Annotated in this window: 21 protein-coding genes; 11 read left to right on the forward strand and 10 right to left on the reverse strand. The window is 32.9% G+C overall.

The annotated features are described in order from the left end of the window. Positions 1-114: 114 nt before the first annotated feature. The 6 genes from A0O34_RS18300 to A0O34_RS18325 are packed head-to-tail and all read right to left on the reverse strand — an operon-like array spanning position 115 to position 3851. Positions 115-720, reverse strand: a complete 606-nt coding sequence (locus A0O34_RS18300) for a hypothetical protein (protein WP_066757926.1) — start codon at positions 718-720, stop codon at positions 115-117. A 14-nt stretch (positions 721-734) separates the two neighbouring features. Then, positions 735-1316 (reverse strand): GDP-mannose pyrophosphatase NudK, encoded by a 582-nt coding sequence (gene nudK, locus A0O34_RS18305; RefSeq protein WP_066757927.1) that lies wholly within the window; start codon positions 1314-1316, stop codon positions 735-737. Positions 1317-1370: 54 nt separating this feature from the next. Further along, positions 1371-1943, reverse strand: coding sequence for a hypothetical protein (locus A0O34_RS18310; protein WP_157886062.1), 573 nt, complete (start codon positions 1941-1943; stop codon positions 1371-1373). A 24-nt stretch (positions 1944-1967) separates the two neighbouring features. Beyond that, the gene (locus A0O34_RS18315; protein ID WP_066757939.1) at positions 1968-2876 is read right to left on the reverse strand and encodes a TIGR01777 family oxidoreductase; all 909 of its coding nucleotides are present in this window, start codon (positions 2874-2876) and stop codon (positions 1968-1970) included. 27 nt (positions 2877-2903) lie between these two features. Continuing rightward, positions 2904-3248: a hypothetical protein gene (locus A0O34_RS18320; RefSeq protein ID WP_066757949.1), complete on the reverse strand. Its 345-nt coding sequence runs from the start codon at positions 3246-3248 to the stop codon at positions 2904-2906. Between the two features lie 6 nt (positions 3249-3254). Continuing rightward, positions 3255-3851, reverse strand: a complete 597-nt coding sequence (locus tag A0O34_RS18325; protein WP_066757951.1) for an HPP family protein — start codon at positions 3849-3851, stop codon at positions 3255-3257. A 302-nt stretch (positions 3852-4153) separates the two neighbouring features. On the opposite strand from A0O34_RS18325, the gene A0O34_RS18330 reads away from it, so the two are divergent. The 5 genes from A0O34_RS18330 to hisS all read left to right on the forward strand — a co-directional run bounded on the left by A0O34_RS18330 (position 4154) and on the right by hisS (position 8252). After that, positions 4154-4858, forward strand: a complete 705-nt coding sequence (locus tag A0O34_RS18330) for a hypothetical protein (RefSeq protein WP_066757953.1) — start codon at positions 4154-4156, stop codon at positions 4856-4858. Between the two features lie 37 nt (positions 4859-4895). Continuing rightward, positions 4896-5618: a hypothetical protein gene (locus A0O34_RS18335; RefSeq protein ID WP_066757955.1), complete on the forward strand. Its 723-nt coding sequence runs from the start codon at positions 4896-4898 to the stop codon at positions 5616-5618. 321 nt (positions 5619-5939) lie between these two features. After that, positions 5940-6272, forward strand: coding sequence for a single-stranded DNA-binding protein (locus tag A0O34_RS18340; protein WP_066757956.1), 333 nt, complete (start codon positions 5940-5942; stop codon positions 6270-6272). 14 nt (positions 6273-6286) lie between these two features. Beyond that, positions 6287-6748, forward strand: coding sequence for an HRDC domain-containing protein (locus A0O34_RS18345; RefSeq protein WP_228394315.1), 462 nt, complete (start codon positions 6287-6289; stop codon positions 6746-6748). Positions 6749-6902: 154 nt separating this feature from the next. Further along, positions 6903-8252: a histidine--tRNA ligase gene (gene hisS, locus A0O34_RS18350; protein ID WP_066757960.1), complete on the forward strand. Its 1350-nt coding sequence runs from the start codon at positions 6903-6905 to the stop codon at positions 8250-8252. A 74-nt stretch (positions 8253-8326) separates the two neighbouring features. Here hisS and A0O34_RS18355 read toward each other — a convergent pair whose 3' ends face one another. Further along, complete coding sequence (locus tag A0O34_RS18355; RefSeq protein WP_066757961.1) at positions 8327-9268, reverse strand: ketopantoate reductase family protein; 942 nt, start codon at positions 9266-9268, stop codon at positions 8327-8329. A 151-nt stretch (positions 9269-9419) separates the two neighbouring features. Between A0O34_RS18355 and A0O34_RS18360 the strand changes: the two genes are divergently transcribed. The 5 genes from A0O34_RS18360 (at position 9420) to A0O34_RS18380 (ending at position 13328) form a co-directional block, all read left to right on the forward strand. Then, the gene (locus tag A0O34_RS18360; RefSeq protein WP_066757963.1) at positions 9420-10076 is read left to right on the forward strand and encodes a GNAT family N-acetyltransferase; all 657 of its coding nucleotides are present in this window, start codon (positions 9420-9422) and stop codon (positions 10074-10076) included. A gap of 69 nt (positions 10077-10145) precedes the next feature. After that, positions 10146-10685 (forward strand): PH domain-containing protein, encoded by a 540-nt coding sequence (locus tag A0O34_RS18365; RefSeq protein ID WP_066757965.1) that lies wholly within the window; start codon positions 10146-10148, stop codon positions 10683-10685. Positions 10686-10790: 105 nt separating this feature from the next. Continuing rightward, positions 10791-11765 carry a PH domain-containing protein gene (locus A0O34_RS18370; protein WP_082891204.1) on the forward strand — a complete coding sequence of 325 codons (975 nt, stop codon included), beginning with the start codon at positions 10791-10793 and terminating at the stop codon, positions 11763-11765. A gap of 191 nt (positions 11766-11956) precedes the next feature. Continuing rightward, complete coding sequence (locus tag A0O34_RS18375; protein WP_157886063.1) at positions 11957-12496, forward strand: hypothetical protein; 540 nt, start codon at positions 11957-11959, stop codon at positions 12494-12496. A 34-nt stretch (positions 12497-12530) separates the two neighbouring features. Further along, positions 12531-13328 (forward strand): class I SAM-dependent methyltransferase, encoded by a 798-nt coding sequence (locus A0O34_RS18380; RefSeq protein ID WP_185097268.1) that lies wholly within the window; start codon positions 12531-12533, stop codon positions 13326-13328. 50 nt (positions 13329-13378) lie between these two features. Here the strand turns inward: A0O34_RS18380 and A0O34_RS18385 are convergent, their stop codons facing one another. The 3 genes from A0O34_RS18385 to A0O34_RS18395 all read right to left on the reverse strand — a co-directional run bounded on the left by A0O34_RS18385 (position 13379) and on the right by A0O34_RS18395 (position 16028). Beyond that, positions 13379-13615 carry a YtxH domain-containing protein gene (locus A0O34_RS18385; RefSeq protein WP_066757985.1) on the reverse strand — a complete coding sequence of 79 codons (237 nt, stop codon included), beginning with the start codon at positions 13613-13615 and terminating at the stop codon, positions 13379-13381. Positions 13616-13720: 105 nt separating this feature from the next. Then, positions 13721-14563, reverse strand: a complete 843-nt coding sequence (locus tag A0O34_RS18390) for an isoaspartyl peptidase/L-asparaginase (RefSeq protein WP_066757988.1) — start codon at positions 14561-14563, stop codon at positions 13721-13723. Positions 14564-15140: 577 nt separating this feature from the next. Continuing rightward, positions 15141-16028, reverse strand: coding sequence for a cyanophycinase (locus A0O34_RS18395; protein ID WP_066759822.1), 888 nt, complete (start codon positions 16026-16028; stop codon positions 15141-15143). Between the two features lie 201 nt (positions 16029-16229). Between A0O34_RS18395 and cphA the strand changes: the two genes are divergently transcribed. Next, positions 16230-18857, forward strand: a complete 2628-nt coding sequence (gene cphA, locus A0O34_RS18400; protein WP_066759824.1) for a cyanophycin synthetase — start codon at positions 16230-16232, stop codon at positions 18855-18857. Positions 18858-18933: the final 76 nt, after the last annotated feature.

Here is an 18933-nt window from a genome sequence, read left to right on the forward strand (position 1 = left end):
TTTCTTTTTATGGTAGGTTTTAATACAAAGTTTTGTAATAAAAATAGCACAATAAAACAGATAATAAATATGATTTGTGTCTTTGATATTTTTGCCATTTATGAAGTGTTTTTTTTACAATCTGTTTCTTCTCATTTTCCCACTTAAAAGTACTATCAAAAATGTATTGATGAAAATCAGGTAAAACCCTATTTTGATTTGGTTTACATCTTCAATGACTTCACAAGCATAATAAAGAATTATTGAAGTAATTAATAAAAAAAGATTTAAAATCCCGAGTATTTTAATGAAAGTTATTTTTTCAAAAAATGAAAGAATCAACATAGTTATTGTCGAAATAAAAAACAGCACTAATGTTAAATTTGGATAAAAACTTAAATCAAAGAATATCGATGTATTAAACTCTTTTTTACCGGATTCAAAAATCTTTAGTAAAAGACTATAAAAATTATACGTGTACTCTTTTTTTGCTTTTTGAATATTTACTTTTCGCTCTTCTAAAGCATTTTTTAAAAGTTTTTTACTTTCTTGCTTAGATAGAACTTCTATTTTAATGGTGTCATTGATAACTGTCTCCACAGTTTCACTACCTTGGGTAATCTCAGTAGGAACAGGAATTAGTTTATCTAACGATTGATCCGAACAAGTCCGTAAAAAAGGTAGAAAAAATAATAAAAGGGTTAATGAAAGTAAAGTTCTTAGTTTTAGTTTGTTTTTCATGGTTATTTGTAATTCTACATAATTTTTTTCACCCTCACATGCTGCAACAACATAATCGTCTTCGCATCCTTGATTTCACCCGAATCAATCATTGCAAGCGCATCTTCAAAAGAAAGCTCTAAAACTTCAATATCTTCTCCTTCCTCTTCCAATCCGCCGCCGTTAGTGGTTTTCATTTCCTTAGAGTATTCAGCGATGAAGAAATGTAGAATTTCAGTTACGGAACCGGGCGACATGTAAGATTCAAAAACTTTTTCAACTTTTGAGATCTTGTAGCCGGTTTCCTCTTCGGTTTCCCTTTTTATGCATTCTTCGGGATTGTCGTTGTCCAATAATCCGGCGCAGGTTTCAATAAGCATTCCGTCCGAATTTCCGTTGATATAAGTAGGTAAACGGAATTGTCTCGTTAAAATAACAGTTTTCAGATCTTGATTATACAAAAGAATTGTTGCGCCATTTCCTCTGTCGTAAGCTTCTCTGCTTTGGGTTTGTACGGAACCATTGCTGTTTATTTTTTCGTAGGTGATTTTATTTAAAGTATACCAGTTATCTGATAAAATTTCTGTTTTTAAGATCTTTACTTTGCTATTTTGCATTAGGGATTTGTTCTGTATTAAAATTTTAAACTTATATCAATAGTTAATTTTCAACTATAATTGTTGAAGATAAGTCAGTTTTGAATTTTTGATAAATTCTTCAGAAGAAGTGTCTTTTGTCGCACCTTTATTGGTTAATTCAATGATATAAATAGGTGTTCCCGGAATTTTATTATCGTTGCATACAAGCTTAAATCTCTTGATTTTTGGATCTGTGCTTAATGAAACAAGCTCATCAGAAGAATTGATTCTCATATTGTTCACATCAAAAGAAGCACGAGGATCTTTTTGAAGTTTTAAAAATCTTTTCTGGCTTTTATCTGTCGTTTCGTCAAGGAATTTTTCCATTTGATAATCGGTCAGAAGCTGTGGATAAATGAGTCCTTCCTGCAAAAATAATTTGGTGGTTTTATCAGATTTATTGTAATTAATAACCTTGTCATCAAACTGAACAAGATTATCTTTTACGATTATTTTACCTTCGAATTTTTTATAGTTTTTCTTTTTGTAATCATTTTTAAAATGTTCAACAATTGCCTTATCTTTTGAGCTTAAAGCTTCCTTTTTTTGAGCAAAAGTTGTCATAGATAATGATAAACAAAGGCTTAATGAAAATAACAGTTTCATATATTTTGTAATTTTTATTTTAATTTATTTTTTGTTGAGCAGATCTTCCAAAGCTGCTTTTAAATCAGGAAATTCAAACTGAAATCCTGCATTCTGAATTTTTTGTGAAGATGCTCGTGAACCTTCCAGCAAAGCGTCTGCCAATTCTCCAAATATCAGTTTTAAAACAAAACTCGGAACATTTGGCATAAACAGTGGTTTTTTAACGACTTCAGCGATTTTCTTAGTTAAATTTTCGTTCGTTGTATGTTGTGGTGAATTCGCATTGTAAGCTCCTTCTATATTTGAATTTTTTAAAGCAAATTCATAAATAGAGCAAATATCCTTCACATGAATCCAAGGCATATATTGTTTTCCGTTTCCGAGAGGTGAACCGATGCCTAAATTTATCGTTGGTAACATCTTTTTTAAAGCTCCTTCTTTTTCTGAAAGCACGACTGCTGTACGAATTTTCACGACTCTTTCTGCTAAATTCTGTTCTTTAAAATCATCTGTAGATCTTTCCCAAAGCACAACAACTTCACTTAGAAAGTCATTTCCGGGAGAATCGTCTTCAGTATAGATTTTTTCCGTTGTTATAGTTCCATAATAATTAATTCCTGAAGCTGAAATGAAAGACTTAAGTTTAATATTTTTCTTTCTTAATGTATCTAAAAGTAATTTTGCAGAATCTACACGGCTTGAAATCAATTCTTTTTTTCGCTCATCAGTCCAGCGTTTTTCAGAAATATTGGCTCCGGCTAAATGAATGATGTGAGAAATATTTTCAAAGGCAGATTCATCGATTGTCCCATTTTTTATGTTCCATTCGAAGTCGTTAGCACGTTGTTTTTTTCGGGTTAAAAATCGTACAGAATATTCTTTTTCAAGCTTTTTGGATAATTCCTGGGCAACCATTCCGTTGGCCCCGGTAATCAAAACAACTTCTTTCATAATAATTAAATTTAATTTTAATGTAGATTATGCTTGATTTTTTACAATCAAAACAAAATCATCTTCTAACAATTTATAGCCGTAATCATAGATAAATTTGTACTCGGAACCATTTTTATAGACTTTAAAATTGGTGAAATAATCAAAATCAAAACCCAAGCCATCTAATTTAGATTTAGGAACTTTAGTTTTCCCGTCAATATTTATTTCACCTAAAATTCTGTAATTTTTACGAAGTTTATTATTCACGTTTCGCATAAAATTATTAGAATCTTTATTCTGCTTATTATTGTAGGCATTTCGGCAGGCATCGTTGCAGAATTTTTTATCTGACCGACCGATAATTTTTTCGCCACATTCTAGACAATCCATAATTTTTTACTTTTTCATTCTGTGTGTTTGTTTTTTTCTCAATAATCTTATAAATCTGTTGTGCGTAGGGTAGCTTCTGTTTGGGGTGAGATTGTTGAAGAACAGAGCAACGATCAACAGTATAATACATCCCGACAAAACGGGAGAAATCACATACCAATAGCCTAATTCAGGAATTTTTCCTGTCGAACTCACGGCAATTAAAGCTGTCGCTCCACCTGGAGGATGCAGAGTTTTGGTGTATTGCATTAATATGATGGAAAATGCAACGGCTAACGGAGCGGATAACCAAATAATATCGGGAACAATTTTATAAACGGTAACGCCGACAATAGCAGAAAGTACATGACCGCCAATTAAATTTCTAGGCTGTGCCAACGGACTTTGAATGGCTCCATAAATTAAAACACTTGAGGCCCCAAAAGAACCGATCAAAAATACATTTTCCGCCTGCAATAGTTGATGAGATTGGATAAATGCAATAAGTCCAATTCCAAAGAATGCGCCTAAAAATGACCAGAAATGTTCTTTATAATCAACCAGCGTTTCTTTATATATTACATATTTTGAAACTCTGAATGTTCTTTTTATTGTTTTCTTCATAGATATTCAAAGATACGTAATTATCCGTTTTCAAACGACTGTGAAGAGATTTAGAGAAAATATTTTTAATACTATTTATTAATGTAATAATAGAATATAAATTTTATTTAATAATTGTATTATTGATTTAAATTTTTCGTTAATATTGATAAAATTAACAATTTATTTATATTAAAAGGCTTTAAAATTAGTAATTGTAATGTTAATTGATTTACCTTTGGTGATATTTCAACAAATTTTGAAATATTCTGATAAATTTTCCCCCTTAATTACTAATAATCAAACTTAATTTCAATTCAAACATGAAAAAAACAATACTTTTAGTTACAGTTTTGTTCTCTACATTTTATTATTCCCAAGTTGGTATTAACACTTCTAATCCTCAAGGTCAGTTTACTATTGATGCAGCTAAAGATAATCCTGCTACAGGAACGCCCAATGCTGCTCAACAATTAAATGACTTTACGGTAACATCTACAGGAAATGTAGGTATCGGAACGAATGCGCCAACGAATAAAGTTCATATAAATGGTGATTTTAGATTAACAGATGGTACGCAGGCAAATGGTAAGATCTTGGTTTCTGATGTAAATGGAGTTGGAACTTGGCAGGATTCAAGTCCAGCAGTTATTGTTACTTCTACCACGGGAACTCAGGTGCCGCTGGCTGTTGCTTTCACTTGGATCGGTTCTTCTGCAACGGTTACTATCCCGGGATATTATCTTATAAGTCCTCGTTTAATTACAGATAAAACTCCTGCAAACTGCGGAAATTTTATTGCATATAATTTAAGCAAAAGCTCTACAGCTATTTTAAATCCGGCATTCCCACTTCAGGATTCCCACTTTGCACCGGGTACTGTTACAGATTTTATTTATTCTACCAATGTTGCTTTGTTGGAAGCAGGAACATATTATATGTTTGTGCGCTACAGTGGAGGTTGTACTTCGAATACGACAAGGCTTAATGCCGGTCAGAATAGTTTTACCCTTACATTATTAAAATAACTTGCTACCTATGATTTATAAAAATAAGCGGAATAAGATGCAAACGAAAAAGAATATTGTTTTCTTAATGTTCTTTCTGTCAGGATGTGCCTTTTCCCAGACTGGTATTCATACTTCCAATCCACAAGGTCAGTTTACTATTGATGCAGCTAAAGATAATCCATCAACAGGATTGCCAACTGCGACCCAGCAATTAAATGATTTTACGGTAATATCTAATGGAAACGTAGGAGTAGGAACGAATTCTCCAACATCCAAACTACATATAAATAATAGTACAAACGGAGCCCTAAGAATTGTAAACGGAACAGAAGGAAACGGAAAACTTTTAGTTTCGGATAATAATGGAGTAGGAACCTGGCAAAATTCGTCACCTCCTGTTGTAATTAATTCGACAACTGGGGGTTCGGTTAATATAGGAACGAGTTATGCTTGGGTAGGTTCTGTTGCTACAGTAACGATTCCCGGATATTATCTTATAAGTCCTAAATTACTTACAGACAAAGCGCCTGCTGGTTGTGGGGTGTATATTGCCTATAATTTGTCAACCAGTACTACTGTTGCAGCTAATCAGCCCTATGTTCAGCAGGATGCACATTTTGCGAGCGGAACTATTTATGATTTCATTTATTCGGCGAATGTAGGTTATTTGCAGGCGGGAACTTATTACATGCTTGTGCGTAATGGCGGAGGATGTACATCAAATGTAACCCGAGTTAATGCCGGACAAAATAGCTTTTCATTAATATTATTAAAATAAGTTATCAATGCAATTATTTATAATTAAAAGGCAATAGATTCTAACAACACAAAGAAAACAAAAAATTATACAAGAAATTCCCTCTTTTTGTATAATTGAAACTCCATTAATCAAACTCATTTTTACTATATAAAAACCGTCTCTCTTAGGCGGTTTTTTGTAATTAATACCTTTTGCTTTATCCGATTGTAAACGACTACAAACGAATTTAAATAGTTTTATACCGATTCTGATTTTCGATTTCTACAACCTTTGCCACAGAGATTTGAGAAAATAGTGAACGTCTCTTATCTGAATCATTAATCTTAAAAATTATATAGTATGTCACTAAGAAACAAAGTAAAATTAATAGGCTACACAGGAAAAGAAGTAGAGGTGGTAAACTTCGATAGCGGTGCTGTCAAAGGAACTGTATCTTTAGCTACAAACGACCATTACACTAATGCAAAAGGTGAAAAAGTAGAAGAAACACAATGGCACAATTTGGTATTCTTCGGGAAAATTACTGAGATCTTTCAAAAATATGTTTCAAAAGGAAAAGAAATCGCTATTGAAGGGAAATTAACGTACAGATCTTATGATGATAAGGAAGGCGTAAAGCGATATATTACGGAAATTAGAGTAGATGAAATCTTATTATTAGGAGCTAAATAACGGCAAAAACACAAATGATGAAAGTAAAAGTTTTTAAAATAAGATTACCCGAAGAATTTCTTTATCAGGATCAGGAAATGCTTGACCGGTTTCTGGAATCTCACGAAATTATTAAAGTAGAAACCGCATTTGTACACGATGAAAATTATTGGTCTGTTGTTCTGTATTTTGAAGAATTAAGGATAAAAGAACCTTCAAATACTGTAAAAGAAACTAAAACAGCCAAATATTCTCTCGAAGATGATACCCTCAATTATGATGAAGAAAAGATTTTAAATGCTTTAAAATTATGGCGTTCGGAAAAAGCAAAAGAACAAAATCTTCCTTCTTATTTTATCGCCACCAATAAAGAATTGATGTCTGTAGCAAAATATAAACCCGTCAAAAAAGAAGAATTGCTAGAGATCAAAGGTTTTGGAAAGCATAAAATTGAAAATTATGGTGAAGAAATATTAGAAATCCTTGAAAATATCTAATTTTTTAATAGATCACTAGAGCAGAAATGATGAAAATAAAAATGAGAAGTCGGAGGATCCATTCTTCGACTTTTTTTATTGAGTTTAAAAAGTCCTTTCAATTCCTTATTTTTGCAATTATATCTATTATTAATCATCATTTATCAATTATAAAATGAAGCCAAGTTTAGCAAAAGGGACGAGAGATTTTACAGCAGAAGAAGTTTCAAGAAGAAAATATATCATTAATATTTTACAGAAAAACTTCGAATTATTTGGATTCCAGCCATTGGAAACCCCAAGCTTTGAAAACCTTTCAACATTGACAGGAAAATACGGAGAAGAAGGAGATCGTTTGATTTTTAAAATTTTAAATTCAGGAGATTATACCTCTAAAGTAAATCAGGAAGATTGGGAAAATAAAAGTCATCAAAAACTAACGTCTCAAATTTCAGATAAAGCTCTTCGTTACGACCTTACTGTACCTTTTGCAAGATTCGTAGCTATGAATCACGGGAAATTAACTTTCCCTTACAAACGTTATCAGATCCAACCGGTTTGGAGAGCAGATCGCCCTCAAAAAGGAAGATTTAGAGAGTTTTATCAGTGCGATGCAGACGTTGTAGGAAGCGAAAGTCTTTTTCAGGAAGTAGATTTGGTTCAGTTATATTTAAAATCATTTGCTGATTTAAAAGTTCCAGTGACGATCCATTTAAACAACAGAAAAATTCTTTCCGGATTGGCTGAATATGCAGGAATTACAGATAAATTAATTGATTTCACTGTTGCTCTTGACAAGCTTGATAAAATTGGAAAAGAAGGCGTTGTTAAAGAATTATTGGAAAGAGAAATTTCTCAGGAATCGATTGATAAATTAGATTTTCTATTCACTCAATCTGATGATGCATTGGAAAATCTTCTTCAATTAAAAGAAAAATTTGTTGGAAATGAAGTAGGAACAAAAGGTGTTGAAGAATTGGAATTTGTTTTAACTAAATCCATAAGTCTTGGCGTTGATATTCAAAATCTTGTTTTTGATATTACATTAGCGAGAGGATTAGATTATTATACAGGAGCTATTTTCGAGGTTAAAGCTGACGAAGTTCAAATGGGTTCCATCGGCGGCGGTGGAAGATATGACAATCTTACTGAAGTTTTCGGAGTGAAAAATATTCCGGGAATTGGAATTTCTTTTGGTCTTGACAGAATTTATCTTGTCGTAGAAGAACTAGGACTTTTCCCTGAAGAAGCTACCTCTAAAGTTGAATATCTGTTTGCCAATTTCGGAGGTGAAGAAACTTTGGAAGCTTTAAAACTGATCATGCAGTTAAGAGAAAAAGGAATTTCAGCAGAATTATATCCCGAAAATGCAAAAATCGGAAAACAATTCACATATGCAGAAAAAAAAGGAATTAAAAACCTTGTTTTCTTAGGTGAAGAAGAACTTAAAAACGGAAACGTTACTTTTAAGAATCTTGAAGCCGGAGAGCAAAAAACGGTTTCTCTTGAAGAGTTTTTAGGATAAATAATAATGTCATAAAAATGAGCCTTCTTAATATTGGGAAGGCTCATTATTTTTATCAGTTTTAAATTAAAAGCTTATTTTACTTTAGCTTTTAATTCGTCATAGAGCTTTTGAGTAGAAGGAACTTGAATTCCTAGTTCGGCTCCGTATCTTATAATAGCGCCTGCAAATAATTCTAGTTCGCTGTTGTCTTTTTTAGAATTGATATCCAATTGCAAAGAAGTTGGAGTTTCTGGCGGAAATGTAGAGGCTTTTTCAAAGGTCTTATCAATTATGTTTTCTCCGAGATGAATTTCTTTTTGGGCAGCAATTAACTGTATTTCTTTCATAATTTCAGCAGCCTCAGCTCTTTGGGAAGAATCGGCGCATACGGTTCCGATCGAAGAATTGTATTTAGCCGTTACCAAACCAAAACTTGCCACAAAAATAAATTTTGTCCAAATATCAATCAACGAATTATCTTTAAAATCAAAATCTATTTGACTGTCTTTTATGATGTTGACCACCCAATCGATAGAAGCAGAAAGATGTTGTGGATCTCTTCCTATGATTAGCTTTCCTGCTTTTCCTTTATGCTCCACAATTCCTTTTTCTTTAATATGAGAGGCAACATATAGACAAGACGGTAAAATTACATTCTCAGGGATTATTTTTCTTATTCTGTCATAAATATCAACGCCATTCATCATTGGTAACAAAATTGTTTCCTTGGTAATCACTTCCTTTAGTTGATTGCAAACTCTTTCCAAATCATATTCTTTCACACAAATCAATACCAGATCTGGATGTACAATTTCGCTGATGTTTTTGTAAATCGAGTTTGGGTGTGTTTGTTTATTGGGGTGTTCAGGAGAAATCAACGTTAATCCATCTTCTTTTACTTTTTTATAAGTTTCACCTCTTGCGATAAATGATATCGTATGTTCTTGTGAAGATTCATTGGTCTGATTAATTTTAAAACCAAAATAACCACCGACACCTCCTAGGCCTATTACAATAATATGCTTTTTATTCATAAATTTATTTTATTAATTCTAAAATTTAAGTTTCTAAATGTTTGTAAATTCCCTATCCAAAGGATTTACGAAGATTAAAGGTCGGGATTTATTTTAATATTCAAGAGATTTATGATCTATATTTGTTTTGAAAATAAAACATAATTGATACATGGAAAAGGACATTTCTAATGATATAGTGGGAAAATGGTTGAAAGCTTGGTGTTTATCAAGAGAATTACCTTCACCATCTAAATATAAATCCGGTTTTAAAGTAAATGTTAATGATGAAAAACAGAAAACCCGTTATGTTTTTGCAGAACTTAATGACGATTTTTTTCAATTAGCAAATTCAATTGAAGAGCCTTGGATTTTTCTGAAAGTCTGTACTGCTTTTGATGATTTTAAAGATAAAATCCCTGAAAAATGGAAAGTTCAGCCGCAGGGTTATATGATGTTTTGTTTTCATCGAATGAATATTCCGGATATTGATCTTCATGAAAACTACAAAATAGAATTTGATAGTTATAACTCAACTTTTGTCGTTAAAATTGTTACTAAAAATAATGAACTGGCTTCAATAGGCAGGGTTGTTATTGTTGATGATTTGGCTGTTTATGATAGGATTTCAACCGAAATTAATCATAAAAGAAAAGGTCTCGCCACTTTTATAATGAAAGAGCTTGAAAAAATAGCTTTATCGAAAGGTGTTTCCAATAACTTTTTGGTTGCAACGGAACAAGGGAAATCTTTATATGAATCATTAGGTTGGGAGCTTTACAGTCTCTATACTTCGGTTGTTATACCAACTGAAAAATCAAAATTTTAAGTTGAATTCAATTATATTTGAGGAAAATAGTAATTTAGGTTCATAAAATTATTTTAAAACTAAAAATACATGAGCGAAAAATCAAGACTTGACGAAATAAAAGAAGAACTAGAAAAGCTAGACATCAATCCTACGATTTTTGCCAGAAAAGAAATCCGTGAGTTACCGGAGATTCTTTCGAAAGACGAAAAAATAGTTTATCTCATTGAAGGTCGAAACAAAACAACCAAACACCACATTATTTTGGTGGCTACCGATAGAAGGTTGATTTTTGTTGATAAAGAATTCATGTACGGATTAAAAGTTGAAGATTTTTCTTACGATAAAGTAAGTTCAATTCAATATGAAAAAGAGTTTATGCTGGCCTCAATAGACATTCATATTTCAGAAAATGTTCTTGAGATCGATGGAGTAGGAAAGTATTATGCAGAACTGTTTTGCGAAAAAGTAAGAAATTTTATGGCTCGTCCGAAAGAAACTTTTCAACCAAAAAGTGAACCTACAGTTTTAGATCAATTGGAACAATTAGGAAGATTGAAAGAAAGCGGAGTTTTAACGGAAGAAGAATTTGCAGAGCAGAAGCAGAAACTTCTTGAAAAACTTAAATAAGTCTTTCATTCAGGTAAAAATTAAACACAAATTCGTAATTTGGATTATTCTTATGGAATTTATTTTCTGTTTGATATAATTTAAAACTATTAAACCAAAAATCAGATGGATATCATTTGCGCATTGTGCGGAACACCCTTAACGTCTATGGATACGCTTTTGGGCGAAAATAAACTGTCGGACGGCAGTATTTTATGCAATAAATGCTTCAATAAAGCGACAAATATTAATAAAGACCTTGTAAATTCAATCGGAAGTTTTAATCTTGCGGAAGTAAGAGGAATTATCCTTGGCGGAAAAGTTGATGATTTTGAAGAAAATATCGCTACACCAATTATTGAAACTCCAAAAATGGAAACACCGGTCAATACTTTTTTTGATCCGAACAGTTTTCAGGATTACGATCAGCCGACAAGACTTGATGAGATTAAAGATCAAATCGTTGCGCTTAATGCTAAACTCAGCATTTTTGTAGAAAGTGAAGTGAAAGAATTGGTGAATATTTTGGATAATGGCGAAAAAATTATCGCCATTGCAGAAGGAAAATACTTGGGTAACAACCGTGAAGGAATTGTTTTCTCTACACAAAAAAGAATCGTGTTTATCGATAAAAAATTCTTTGGAGGTGTTGTTGAGAATGAATTTATGCATGATAAAATATCTTCTGTAGAATATGATTCAGGTATTCTGACTTCTTCGATGAAGATATATACACAAGGTTCAACTGCAGAATTTAAATTATATAATAAAAGTGCAGCCAAAGCTTTTTACGATGGAATAAAAGATTACATCGGTCGTTCAGGAGCTGTTCAACAGCAATCGTTTAAACAAGAAAGTTTTCATATTTCTATAAATGATCATTCATTTAGCTCTAATAATCAATCTTCACCGTTTGATATATTTAAACAAGTTATTTCAAAGACTGAACAAACCCCCGAAAAAGCACCGGAAAATGTAAAAAAAGAACCTGCAGAAGCTATTTTTGAACAATTGGAAAAGTTGGGGAAATTGAGAGAAATGGGAGTATTAACAGAAGCTGAATTTGCAGAACAGAAAAAGAAATTATTAGAAAGGTTATGATAAAGGCATTCATTATTAGATTAATCAACGGAAAATGGTATTCGGCACCATTGATTTTTACCATTTTCACGGTATTTTGCTGGCTTTGCCTTATTATTTTACCAACGAGAGCGTTAATATGGGGTTTGTTTTTTTGTTTACCATTTATTGGTTACTTTTTCTGCTTTATTTTGGGTATTGCAAAAATGTTTATGAAAGAGTTTAAAGAGGGAATTAAACAATGTTTCTTTACTCTTATTGTTACATTTGTAGCCATGCTTTTCTTTACCGTTTTTCTTCCTACAAGTCCATACAAGGAATATAAAGGTGATGCAAAAAATCCAAATAATGTAAAAACCGAAATGCCTTTAAAGTTATCTCTTAATGAAGAAAAATCTTTGTTTAAAGTTGATAAACAGGATATCCTTTTGTATGATTATTCAATGCCGGGCAATTATAAATATCAGGTTTTTCTTAATAAAACAGAGAAAGGGAAAGTCTATTTAAAAATGTTTGACCTTGTCACAAACAGAATCCTTTCAGAAAAAGAGATTAAAAAAGACTCTCAAATAGAAGTTTATAATCCAACAGATGAATTAAAAGAGTTTGGATTGAGTAATCCAATTACTGTTGAAGAAGGTGAGTGGGGAGATTATTATGGAAGTAGAGTTGAGGTTTGGTTTCAGCCGGATGACAACACTCAGCCTGAAAGAAAATTAATCACGAAGAATTATATTATTCAAGGTCAATAATTGAGTTTAAATTCTTTAGCCTAAAATTAAAATCATGGAAAATTATCTCGAAATCAATAAAAAATCATGGAATGCCAAAGTAGAACCCCACTTGAAGTCGGATTTCTATTTTGTTGATGAATTTTTAAAAGGAAGAAATTCTCTTAATTCTATTGAGGTTGATCTTCTAGGAGATGTAAAAGGGAAAAGTATCTTGCATTTGCAGTGTCATTTCGGGCAAGATTCCATTTCCTTATCGAGATTGGGCGCAAAAGTTATTGGAGTAGATTTGTCTGATAAAGCAGTAGAAGCTGCCAACGATCTTGCCAAACAGTGTGGAACAGACACAGAATTTATTTGTTCAGATATTTATGATCTTCCAAATGTTTTAAATGAAAAATTTGATATCGTTTTTACAAGTTACGGAACTATTGGCTGGCTTCCTGATTTGGATAATTGGGCGAATGTTATTAACCATTTCCTAAAACCTGGAGGGAAATTTGTAATGGCAGAATTTCACCCTGTAATTTGGATGTTTGATGATGACTTCAACGGAATTAATTATAATTACTTTAATGAAAAACCAATTGTAGAAACCTATGAGGGAACTTACGCAGATTTTTCGGCAGATATTGTTCAGGATTATGTGATGTGGAATCATTCGCTGTCCGAAGTTTTTCAGAATTTAATTAAAAATGGTTTAGCGATTGAAAATTTTCAGGAATTCGATTGGTCACCATATCCTTGTTTTAAACATATTGACGAATTCGAAAAAAGAAAATGGAGAATCGAAAAATTCGGAAATAAAATACCAATGGTATATGCCTTGAGCGCACAAAAAAAGTCATCGTAAAAATATTTTACGATAACTTTTTTGTATATGAATGTTAAAAAAAACTAGTCTTAATTTAAAGAATCTTCAGCTTTTGTTTTTGCTTCGTCTAATTTTGCCTGAGCCTGAGAAGCTACGTCATTGGCTTTGGTTTTAAGATCATTTCCCCATTTATTAAGGTTGTCTTTTGCACTGTTGATCTTATCTTTTACTGCTTGTTGCTCCTCTGGAGTAGATTTTTTATATTTCCAATAAGCTAAAGCACCTAATCCTAATAAAGCAAGTATTCCATTTGTTTTGTTTCCCATGATTTTTATTTTTTTAATGTTATTATTAATACTAAAATTTGTTATTAATAAGTATGTAAAATACGTGCCAAAAAAATGAATTCAATTATAAATTTATGTTAAAATTTAATTAAAAACTTCAAAATTTTCACCATCAAAACTTGCAAATACCATGGTTGGATAAGAATCCTGATGATAGATATTCCCTTGTTTATCAATGGCAATGGCACCTGCGAAACCGTCAATTGTTTTTAATTCTTCAAAAGTTTTATTAAAAGCATTTTCAAGACTCATTCCGTCTGTAACTCTTATTACAATTTTTGTAGATGTAGCATTACTCACAATGTCTTCGCCAACGCCTGTACAGCTTACAGCACAGAACGAATTGGCGTAATTTCCGGCAACAGTTGCAGAATCAGAAATTCTTCCCGGAATTTCAAAACCTTTTCCTCCGGTTGAGGTGGCAACGGCTAATTTCCTGTCTTTATCAATTGCTACGCAACCAACAGTTCCTTTTCCGCCATTTGCTAATTTGGCTTCATATTCTTTTCTGCGTTGAGGAATTTCAGTTGAAAAATTCTCAAAACCGTGTTCTGTGGCATAATTTTTTGCGCCGATTCCTCCCAAAACTCTGTCATCTTCCTTCATTAAGTCTTTAGCAACGAAAATTGGGTTCTTTACATCCTGAATATTGATGACACCACTTAATTTTTGTGTTTCACCATCCATGATCGCAGCACTCATACGAATGACTCCATCACTTTGGATCTGGGAACCGATTCCGGCATTGTATAATTCATCATCCTCCAAAAGAGAAACGGCATAAGCTACCGTATCAAAAGCAGAATTTGACTGTAAATATTCAAAGGCCTTTTGAGCAATATTTTTTAACGATTCTTGTTTCGCTGTTTTTACTTCATGGCTTTGGTCACTTTCGGAGAAGAAACCGCCGTGGATGATTAATTTCATAATGTTGTATTTGTCAATTGTGAAAAGTCAATTGTCAATTTTAAAAATAAGATAAAAATTAAGGCTGGCAAAATCAACTTTTATAAACATCAATTTATTTGTCTTTCGAAATAAGTTAAACCGAAGATTATCTTTTTTTAGTCGATGAATGATATTTCGACATAGTGAAATGCCTTTTTATCATTTAAAAGTTTCATTTGTATTTTTTAACGCAAAGATTCTATTGCCTATTTTTTGATTTTTAGGAGGCAAAGGCAAATTAAATTTGCTTCGCGAAGCTTGAAAATACAGCTTCATCAAATCAACTTGGTTGATTCTTCTTTGCTCACTTCAATAAATCATTCCGTAAAATAAAACTTTGCGTCAAAAAAATGAGTAAATTATTTAATAACGAGGTTCATAGATCGTTGAATAATCTTTATATCAAAGTCAAAACGAATTAATTTTTTTAAAATTATTTAGCCTTACAATAATTAAATTGCAAAGCCAAATAAAGAAGTATATCTAAATTAATATTAATTAGTTAAATTATAATTGTCGTAGGAAAAATTCACATTTCACCATTGACAATTCACCTTTATTTATCTTGTGGAATCGGATTAAATTGAGAATTTTCAATCGTCAATGTTTTTGTCGTCAGGTCATAATGATCATTCATCGACATTACATGAACGGTTAAATTATCAATAGAAATAGGCTCTCCAAGATTGATGTTGGTAAGATTGGTGTCTTTAATAAACCTTCCGTCAACAATAATTACAAGTCCTGAACCTACGGCAGTCATTGTATCATTATGAATAAAAAGTCCGGTATCTTCACCCAAACCAATTCCCAACGTTCTCGGATTATTGACAACAGCTTGAAATAGACGACCAATTCTTCCTCTTTGTACGAAATGTGTATCGATGATTACATTATCAATTAAACCTAAACCTTGCGTAGTTTTTATTTCACCTTTCAGCAAGGCTTCAGAACTACTTCCCTGATAAATCATATTTTCAGATGCGGCAGCTGCTCCTGCAGAAGTTCCGGAGTAAATAAAATCCTGCTCCTGATATTTTAATAGAATGGTATCATGAAATCTTGTTCCGCCAAGAATAGAGGTCAGTCTTAACTGATCTCCACCTGTGAACATCACAACATCTGCTGCATTAGCTCTTGCCACCATCGCATCAGAATTGGCTTCCTCACGATTGTGGATATCAAGGATGTTTACATTTTTGGCGCCTAAAAATTCAAATGCTTTCTTATATTCCGTACCAACAATTTGGGGGATCTGAGAAGCAGTCGTAATAATTTCTATTACGGAATTTTCTTTAAGCTTAGACTCATTAATTATCTTTCTTAGAATACCTCTTTCAAAGAAATTGAGGTTTTTTTCTATATTCTGATCGAAGTCGGTTTCAGCAAAGCTGCCTTTATTTACAGCCCCTCCGATAACGATTAATTTTCCAACGGGTTTCATCATAGTGTGCAAATTTAAAAAATTATTAACATTTAGCGAAATCTATACCACATTTTAATTGACCCTGAGTATTTTAGAATTATTAATAATTTCCAATTTTATTTTGAGAAATCTACAAGTGTGGTATAGTTTTGTTTATGGTTTTACATTATCTTTGATTCTGGAATATGTTATCATTAATAAGAAAAATGCAAAATGTCTATGAAAATTGAGAAGATACAGGCTTTACGTGGTCCTAATATTTGGAGTATAAGAAGAAAAAAGCTGATACAGATGCGGTTGGATCTTGAAGAACTGGAAAATTTCCCTACCAATAAAATCGATGGTTTCAGAGAAAGAATAGAAAAATTAATGCCGTCTTTAATTACGCACAGATGTTCTGAGGGCGTAGTCGGAGGTTTTTTCCACAGAGTGGAAACCGGAACATGGATGGGGCACGTTATTGAACATATTGCTCTTGAAATCCAGACTTTATCAGGAATGGATACCGGATTCGGAAGAACACGCGAAACAAAAAGTCCCGGAATTTATAATGTAGTTTTCGATTATATTGAAGAAAATGCAGGAATTTACGCTGCCGAACAAGCCGTAGAAATTGCAGAAGCTTTAATTGAAGGCAGAGAATATGATCTGAATGCTTGTATTCATAGGCTAAAAGAGATCAGAGAACGTGTTCGTTTAGGTCCATCAACGGGAAGTATCGTTGAAGAAGCAGTTTCCAGAAGAATTCCTTGGATCAGATTGGGGACAAACTCTTTGGTACAGCTTGGTTATGGAGTTAATCAGCAGAGATTTCAGGCTACGATTACGGGTAAAACAAGCTCAATTGCAGTAGATATTGCATGTAATAAAGAATTAACCAAAAGAATGCTTCATGATGCAGCGATTCCTGTTCCTATCGGGGATTTGATCGTGGATGAAGAAGGATTGGAAAGCGTTATCAGAAAAATCAATTATCCAATTGTTTTAAAACCTTTGGATGGAAATCACGGAAAAGGTTCATCAATCAATGTAAACGATTGGGAAGCTGCAAAAATTGGTTTAGAGCACGCTCAGAAATATTCAAAAAAAGTAATTGTTGAAAAATATATTACAGGTTATGATTTCAGAGTTTTAGTAATCAATAATAAAATGGTTGCTGCTGCAAGAAGAGTTCCGGCTCACGTTGTTGGAGACGGAGAATTAAATCTTGAGCAATTAATCGAAAAAGAAAATAAAGACCCAAGAAGAGGTTACGGTCATGAAAATGTATTAACTGAAATTGCAGTTGACAAAGACACGACAGAACTTCTTGAAAAACTTCATTACACACTTGAAACGATTCCTCAAAAAGGAGAAGTTGTGTATTTAAAATCAACGGCTAATCTTTCTACTGGAGGGACTTCTATTGATGTTACAGATATGGTTCACCCGGAAAATATCACAATGGCAGAAAGAATTTCCAAGATCATTGGTCTGGATGTCTGCGGAATTGATATTATGGCCGAAAACTTAACGCAACCCTTAAAAGAAAGCGGTGGAGCCATCATTGAAGTAAATGCTGCTCCAGGTTTCAGAATGCACCTTGCTCCAAGCGAAGGTCTTCCGAGAAACGTTGCTGCTCCGGTTGTAGATATGCTGTATCCGGCAGGAAAACCATTTACAATTCCGATCATCGCGGTGACGGGAACGAACGGGAAAACAACTACGACAAGATTAATTTCTCATATCATTAAAAATAACGGTTTTAGAGTAGGTTTCACAACGTCAGACGGTATTTATATTCAGAATACAATGTTGACGAAAGGTGATACTACAGGCCCTCTTTCAGCTGAATTTATTCTGAAAGATCCAACCGTAGAATTTGCCGTTCTGGAAACTGCCAGAGGTGGAATTCTTCGTTCCGGACTTGGTTTTTCTCAATGTGATATCGGTGTTTTAACCAATATTAAAGAAGATCACTTAGGATTAAATGATATTCATAACCTGAAAGACTTAACAAAGGTAAAAAGGGTAGTGCTGGACAGCGTAAAGAAAAACGGCTGGAGCGTGATGAATGCGGATGATGAGTATTCTATGAGAATTGTGAATGATTTGCATAGTAATGTGGCAATTTTCAGTATGGATGAAAATAATCCACACATGAAGAAATTCGCAAAAGAAGGGAAAATTACCTGCGTTTATGAAGAAGGTTTTGTGACGATCAAAAAAGGTGACTGGAAAATCAGAATCGGAAAAGCAAAAGATTTCCCGATTACGATGGAAGGGAAAGCTAAATTCATGATCGAAAATGTTTTAGCAGCGAGTTTGGCGTGTTATCTTCAAGGATTAGGAATCGAGGATATTTCAAATTCTTTGAGAACTTTTATCCCAAGCGCGCAGCTTACACCGGGAAGACTGAATGTTTTCAAGTTTAAAAATTTCAAAGTCTTAATTGATTTTGCACACAATCCATCCGGATACGAAGCGATTGAAGATTATCTTAAAAATGTAGAATCTACCAAGAAAATTGGTATTATTTCCGGAGTTGGAGACAGAAGAGATGAGGATATCAGACTGTGTGGAAAAATCGCAGGAAGAATGTTCGATTACATCATCATCAGAAACGAAAAACATCTTCGTGGAAGAAAAGAAGAGGACATTAATGCATTAATTATTGATGGTATTAATGAAGCTCAAAGAGATGTAAGCTATGAGATTATTCCTAAAGAAATTGATGCCTTAAAACATGCAATGGGAATGGCCGAAGAAGGAGCTTTCATAACTGCTTTAAGTGACGTGATTTCTAATGCGATCGATCTGGTGCAGGAATATCAGGCGAGAGAATTGCTGGAAGAGGATAAGATTTAATTGGAAGTTCAGGGTTTCGGCTTCGAAGAAGCCGAAACCCTGAACTCAATACTTTTCAAAATAAAAAAACCTCCAA

Origin of the sequence: Chryseobacterium glaciei, assembly GCF_001648155.1 — a bacterium.
Classification (GTDB): domain Bacteria; phylum Bacteroidota; class Bacteroidia; order Flavobacteriales; family Weeksellaceae; genus Chryseobacterium; species Chryseobacterium glaciei.

Coding starts and splice junctions, on each gene's coding strand:
- A0O34_RS18380 (WP_185097268.1), top strand. CDS start 12,531: ATGGAAAATTATCTCGAAATCAATAAAAAATCATGGAATGCCAAAGTA.
- A0O34_RS18345 (WP_228394315.1), top strand. CDS start 6,287: ATGATGAAAGTAAAAGTTTTTAAAATAAGATTACCCGAAGAATTTCTT.
- A0O34_RS18360 (WP_066757963.1), top strand. CDS start 9,420: ATGGAAAAGGACATTTCTAATGATATAGTGGGAAAATGGTTGAAAGCT.
- A0O34_RS18335 (WP_066757955.1), top strand. CDS start 4,896: ATGCAAACGAAAAAGAATATTGTTTTCTTAATGTTCTTTCTGTCAGGA.
- A0O34_RS18330 (WP_066757953.1), top strand. CDS start 4,154: ATGAAAAAAACAATACTTTTAGTTACAGTTTTGTTCTCTACATTTTAT.
- A0O34_RS18340 (WP_066757956.1), top strand. CDS start 5,940: ATGTCACTAAGAAACAAAGTAAAATTAATAGGCTACACAGGAAAAGAA.
- A0O34_RS18300 (WP_066757926.1), bottom strand. CDS start 720: ATGAAAAACAAACTAAAACTAAGAACTTTACTTTCATTAACCCTTTTA.
- A0O34_RS18370 (WP_082891204.1), top strand. CDS start 10,791: ATGGATATCATTTGCGCATTGTGCGGAACACCCTTAACGTCTATGGAT.
- A0O34_RS18310 (WP_157886062.1), bottom strand. CDS start 1,943: ATGAAACTGTTATTTTCATTAAGCCTTTGTTTATCATTATCTATGACA.
- cphA (WP_066759824.1), top strand. CDS start 16,230: ATGAAAATTGAGAAGATACAGGCTTTACGTGGTCCTAATATTTGGAGT.
- A0O34_RS18390 (WP_066757988.1), bottom strand. CDS start 14,563: ATGAAATTAATCATCCACGGCGGTTTCTTCTCCGAAAGTGACCAAAGC.
- A0O34_RS18325 (WP_066757951.1), bottom strand. CDS start 3,851: ATGAAGAAAACAATAAAAAGAACATTCAGAGTTTCAAAATATGTAATA.
- A0O34_RS18365 (WP_066757965.1), top strand. CDS start 10,146: ATGAGCGAAAAATCAAGACTTGACGAAATAAAAGAAGAACTAGAAAAG.
- A0O34_RS18395 (WP_066759822.1), bottom strand. CDS start 16,028: ATGAAACCCGTTGGAAAATTAATCGTTATCGGAGGGGCTGTAAATAAA.
- A0O34_RS18375 (WP_157886063.1), top strand. CDS start 11,957: ATGAAAGAGTTTAAAGAGGGAATTAAACAATGTTTCTTTACTCTTATT.
- hisS (WP_066757960.1), top strand. CDS start 6,903: ATGAAGCCAAGTTTAGCAAAAGGGACGAGAGATTTTACAGCAGAAGAA.
- A0O34_RS18315 (WP_066757939.1), bottom strand. CDS start 2,876: ATGAAAGAAGTTGTTTTGATTACCGGGGCCAACGGAATGGTTGCCCAG.
- A0O34_RS18320 (WP_066757949.1), bottom strand. CDS start 3,248: ATGGATTGTCTAGAATGTGGCGAAAAAATTATCGGTCGGTCAGATAAA.
- A0O34_RS18355 (WP_066757961.1), bottom strand. CDS start 9,268: ATGAATAAAAAGCATATTATTGTAATAGGCCTAGGAGGTGTCGGTGGT.
- nudK (WP_066757927.1), bottom strand. CDS start 1,316: ATGCAAAATAGCAAAGTAAAGATCTTAAAAACAGAAATTTTATCAGAT.
- A0O34_RS18385 (WP_066757985.1), bottom strand. CDS start 13,615: ATGGGAAACAAAACAAATGGAATACTTGCTTTATTAGGATTAGGTGCT.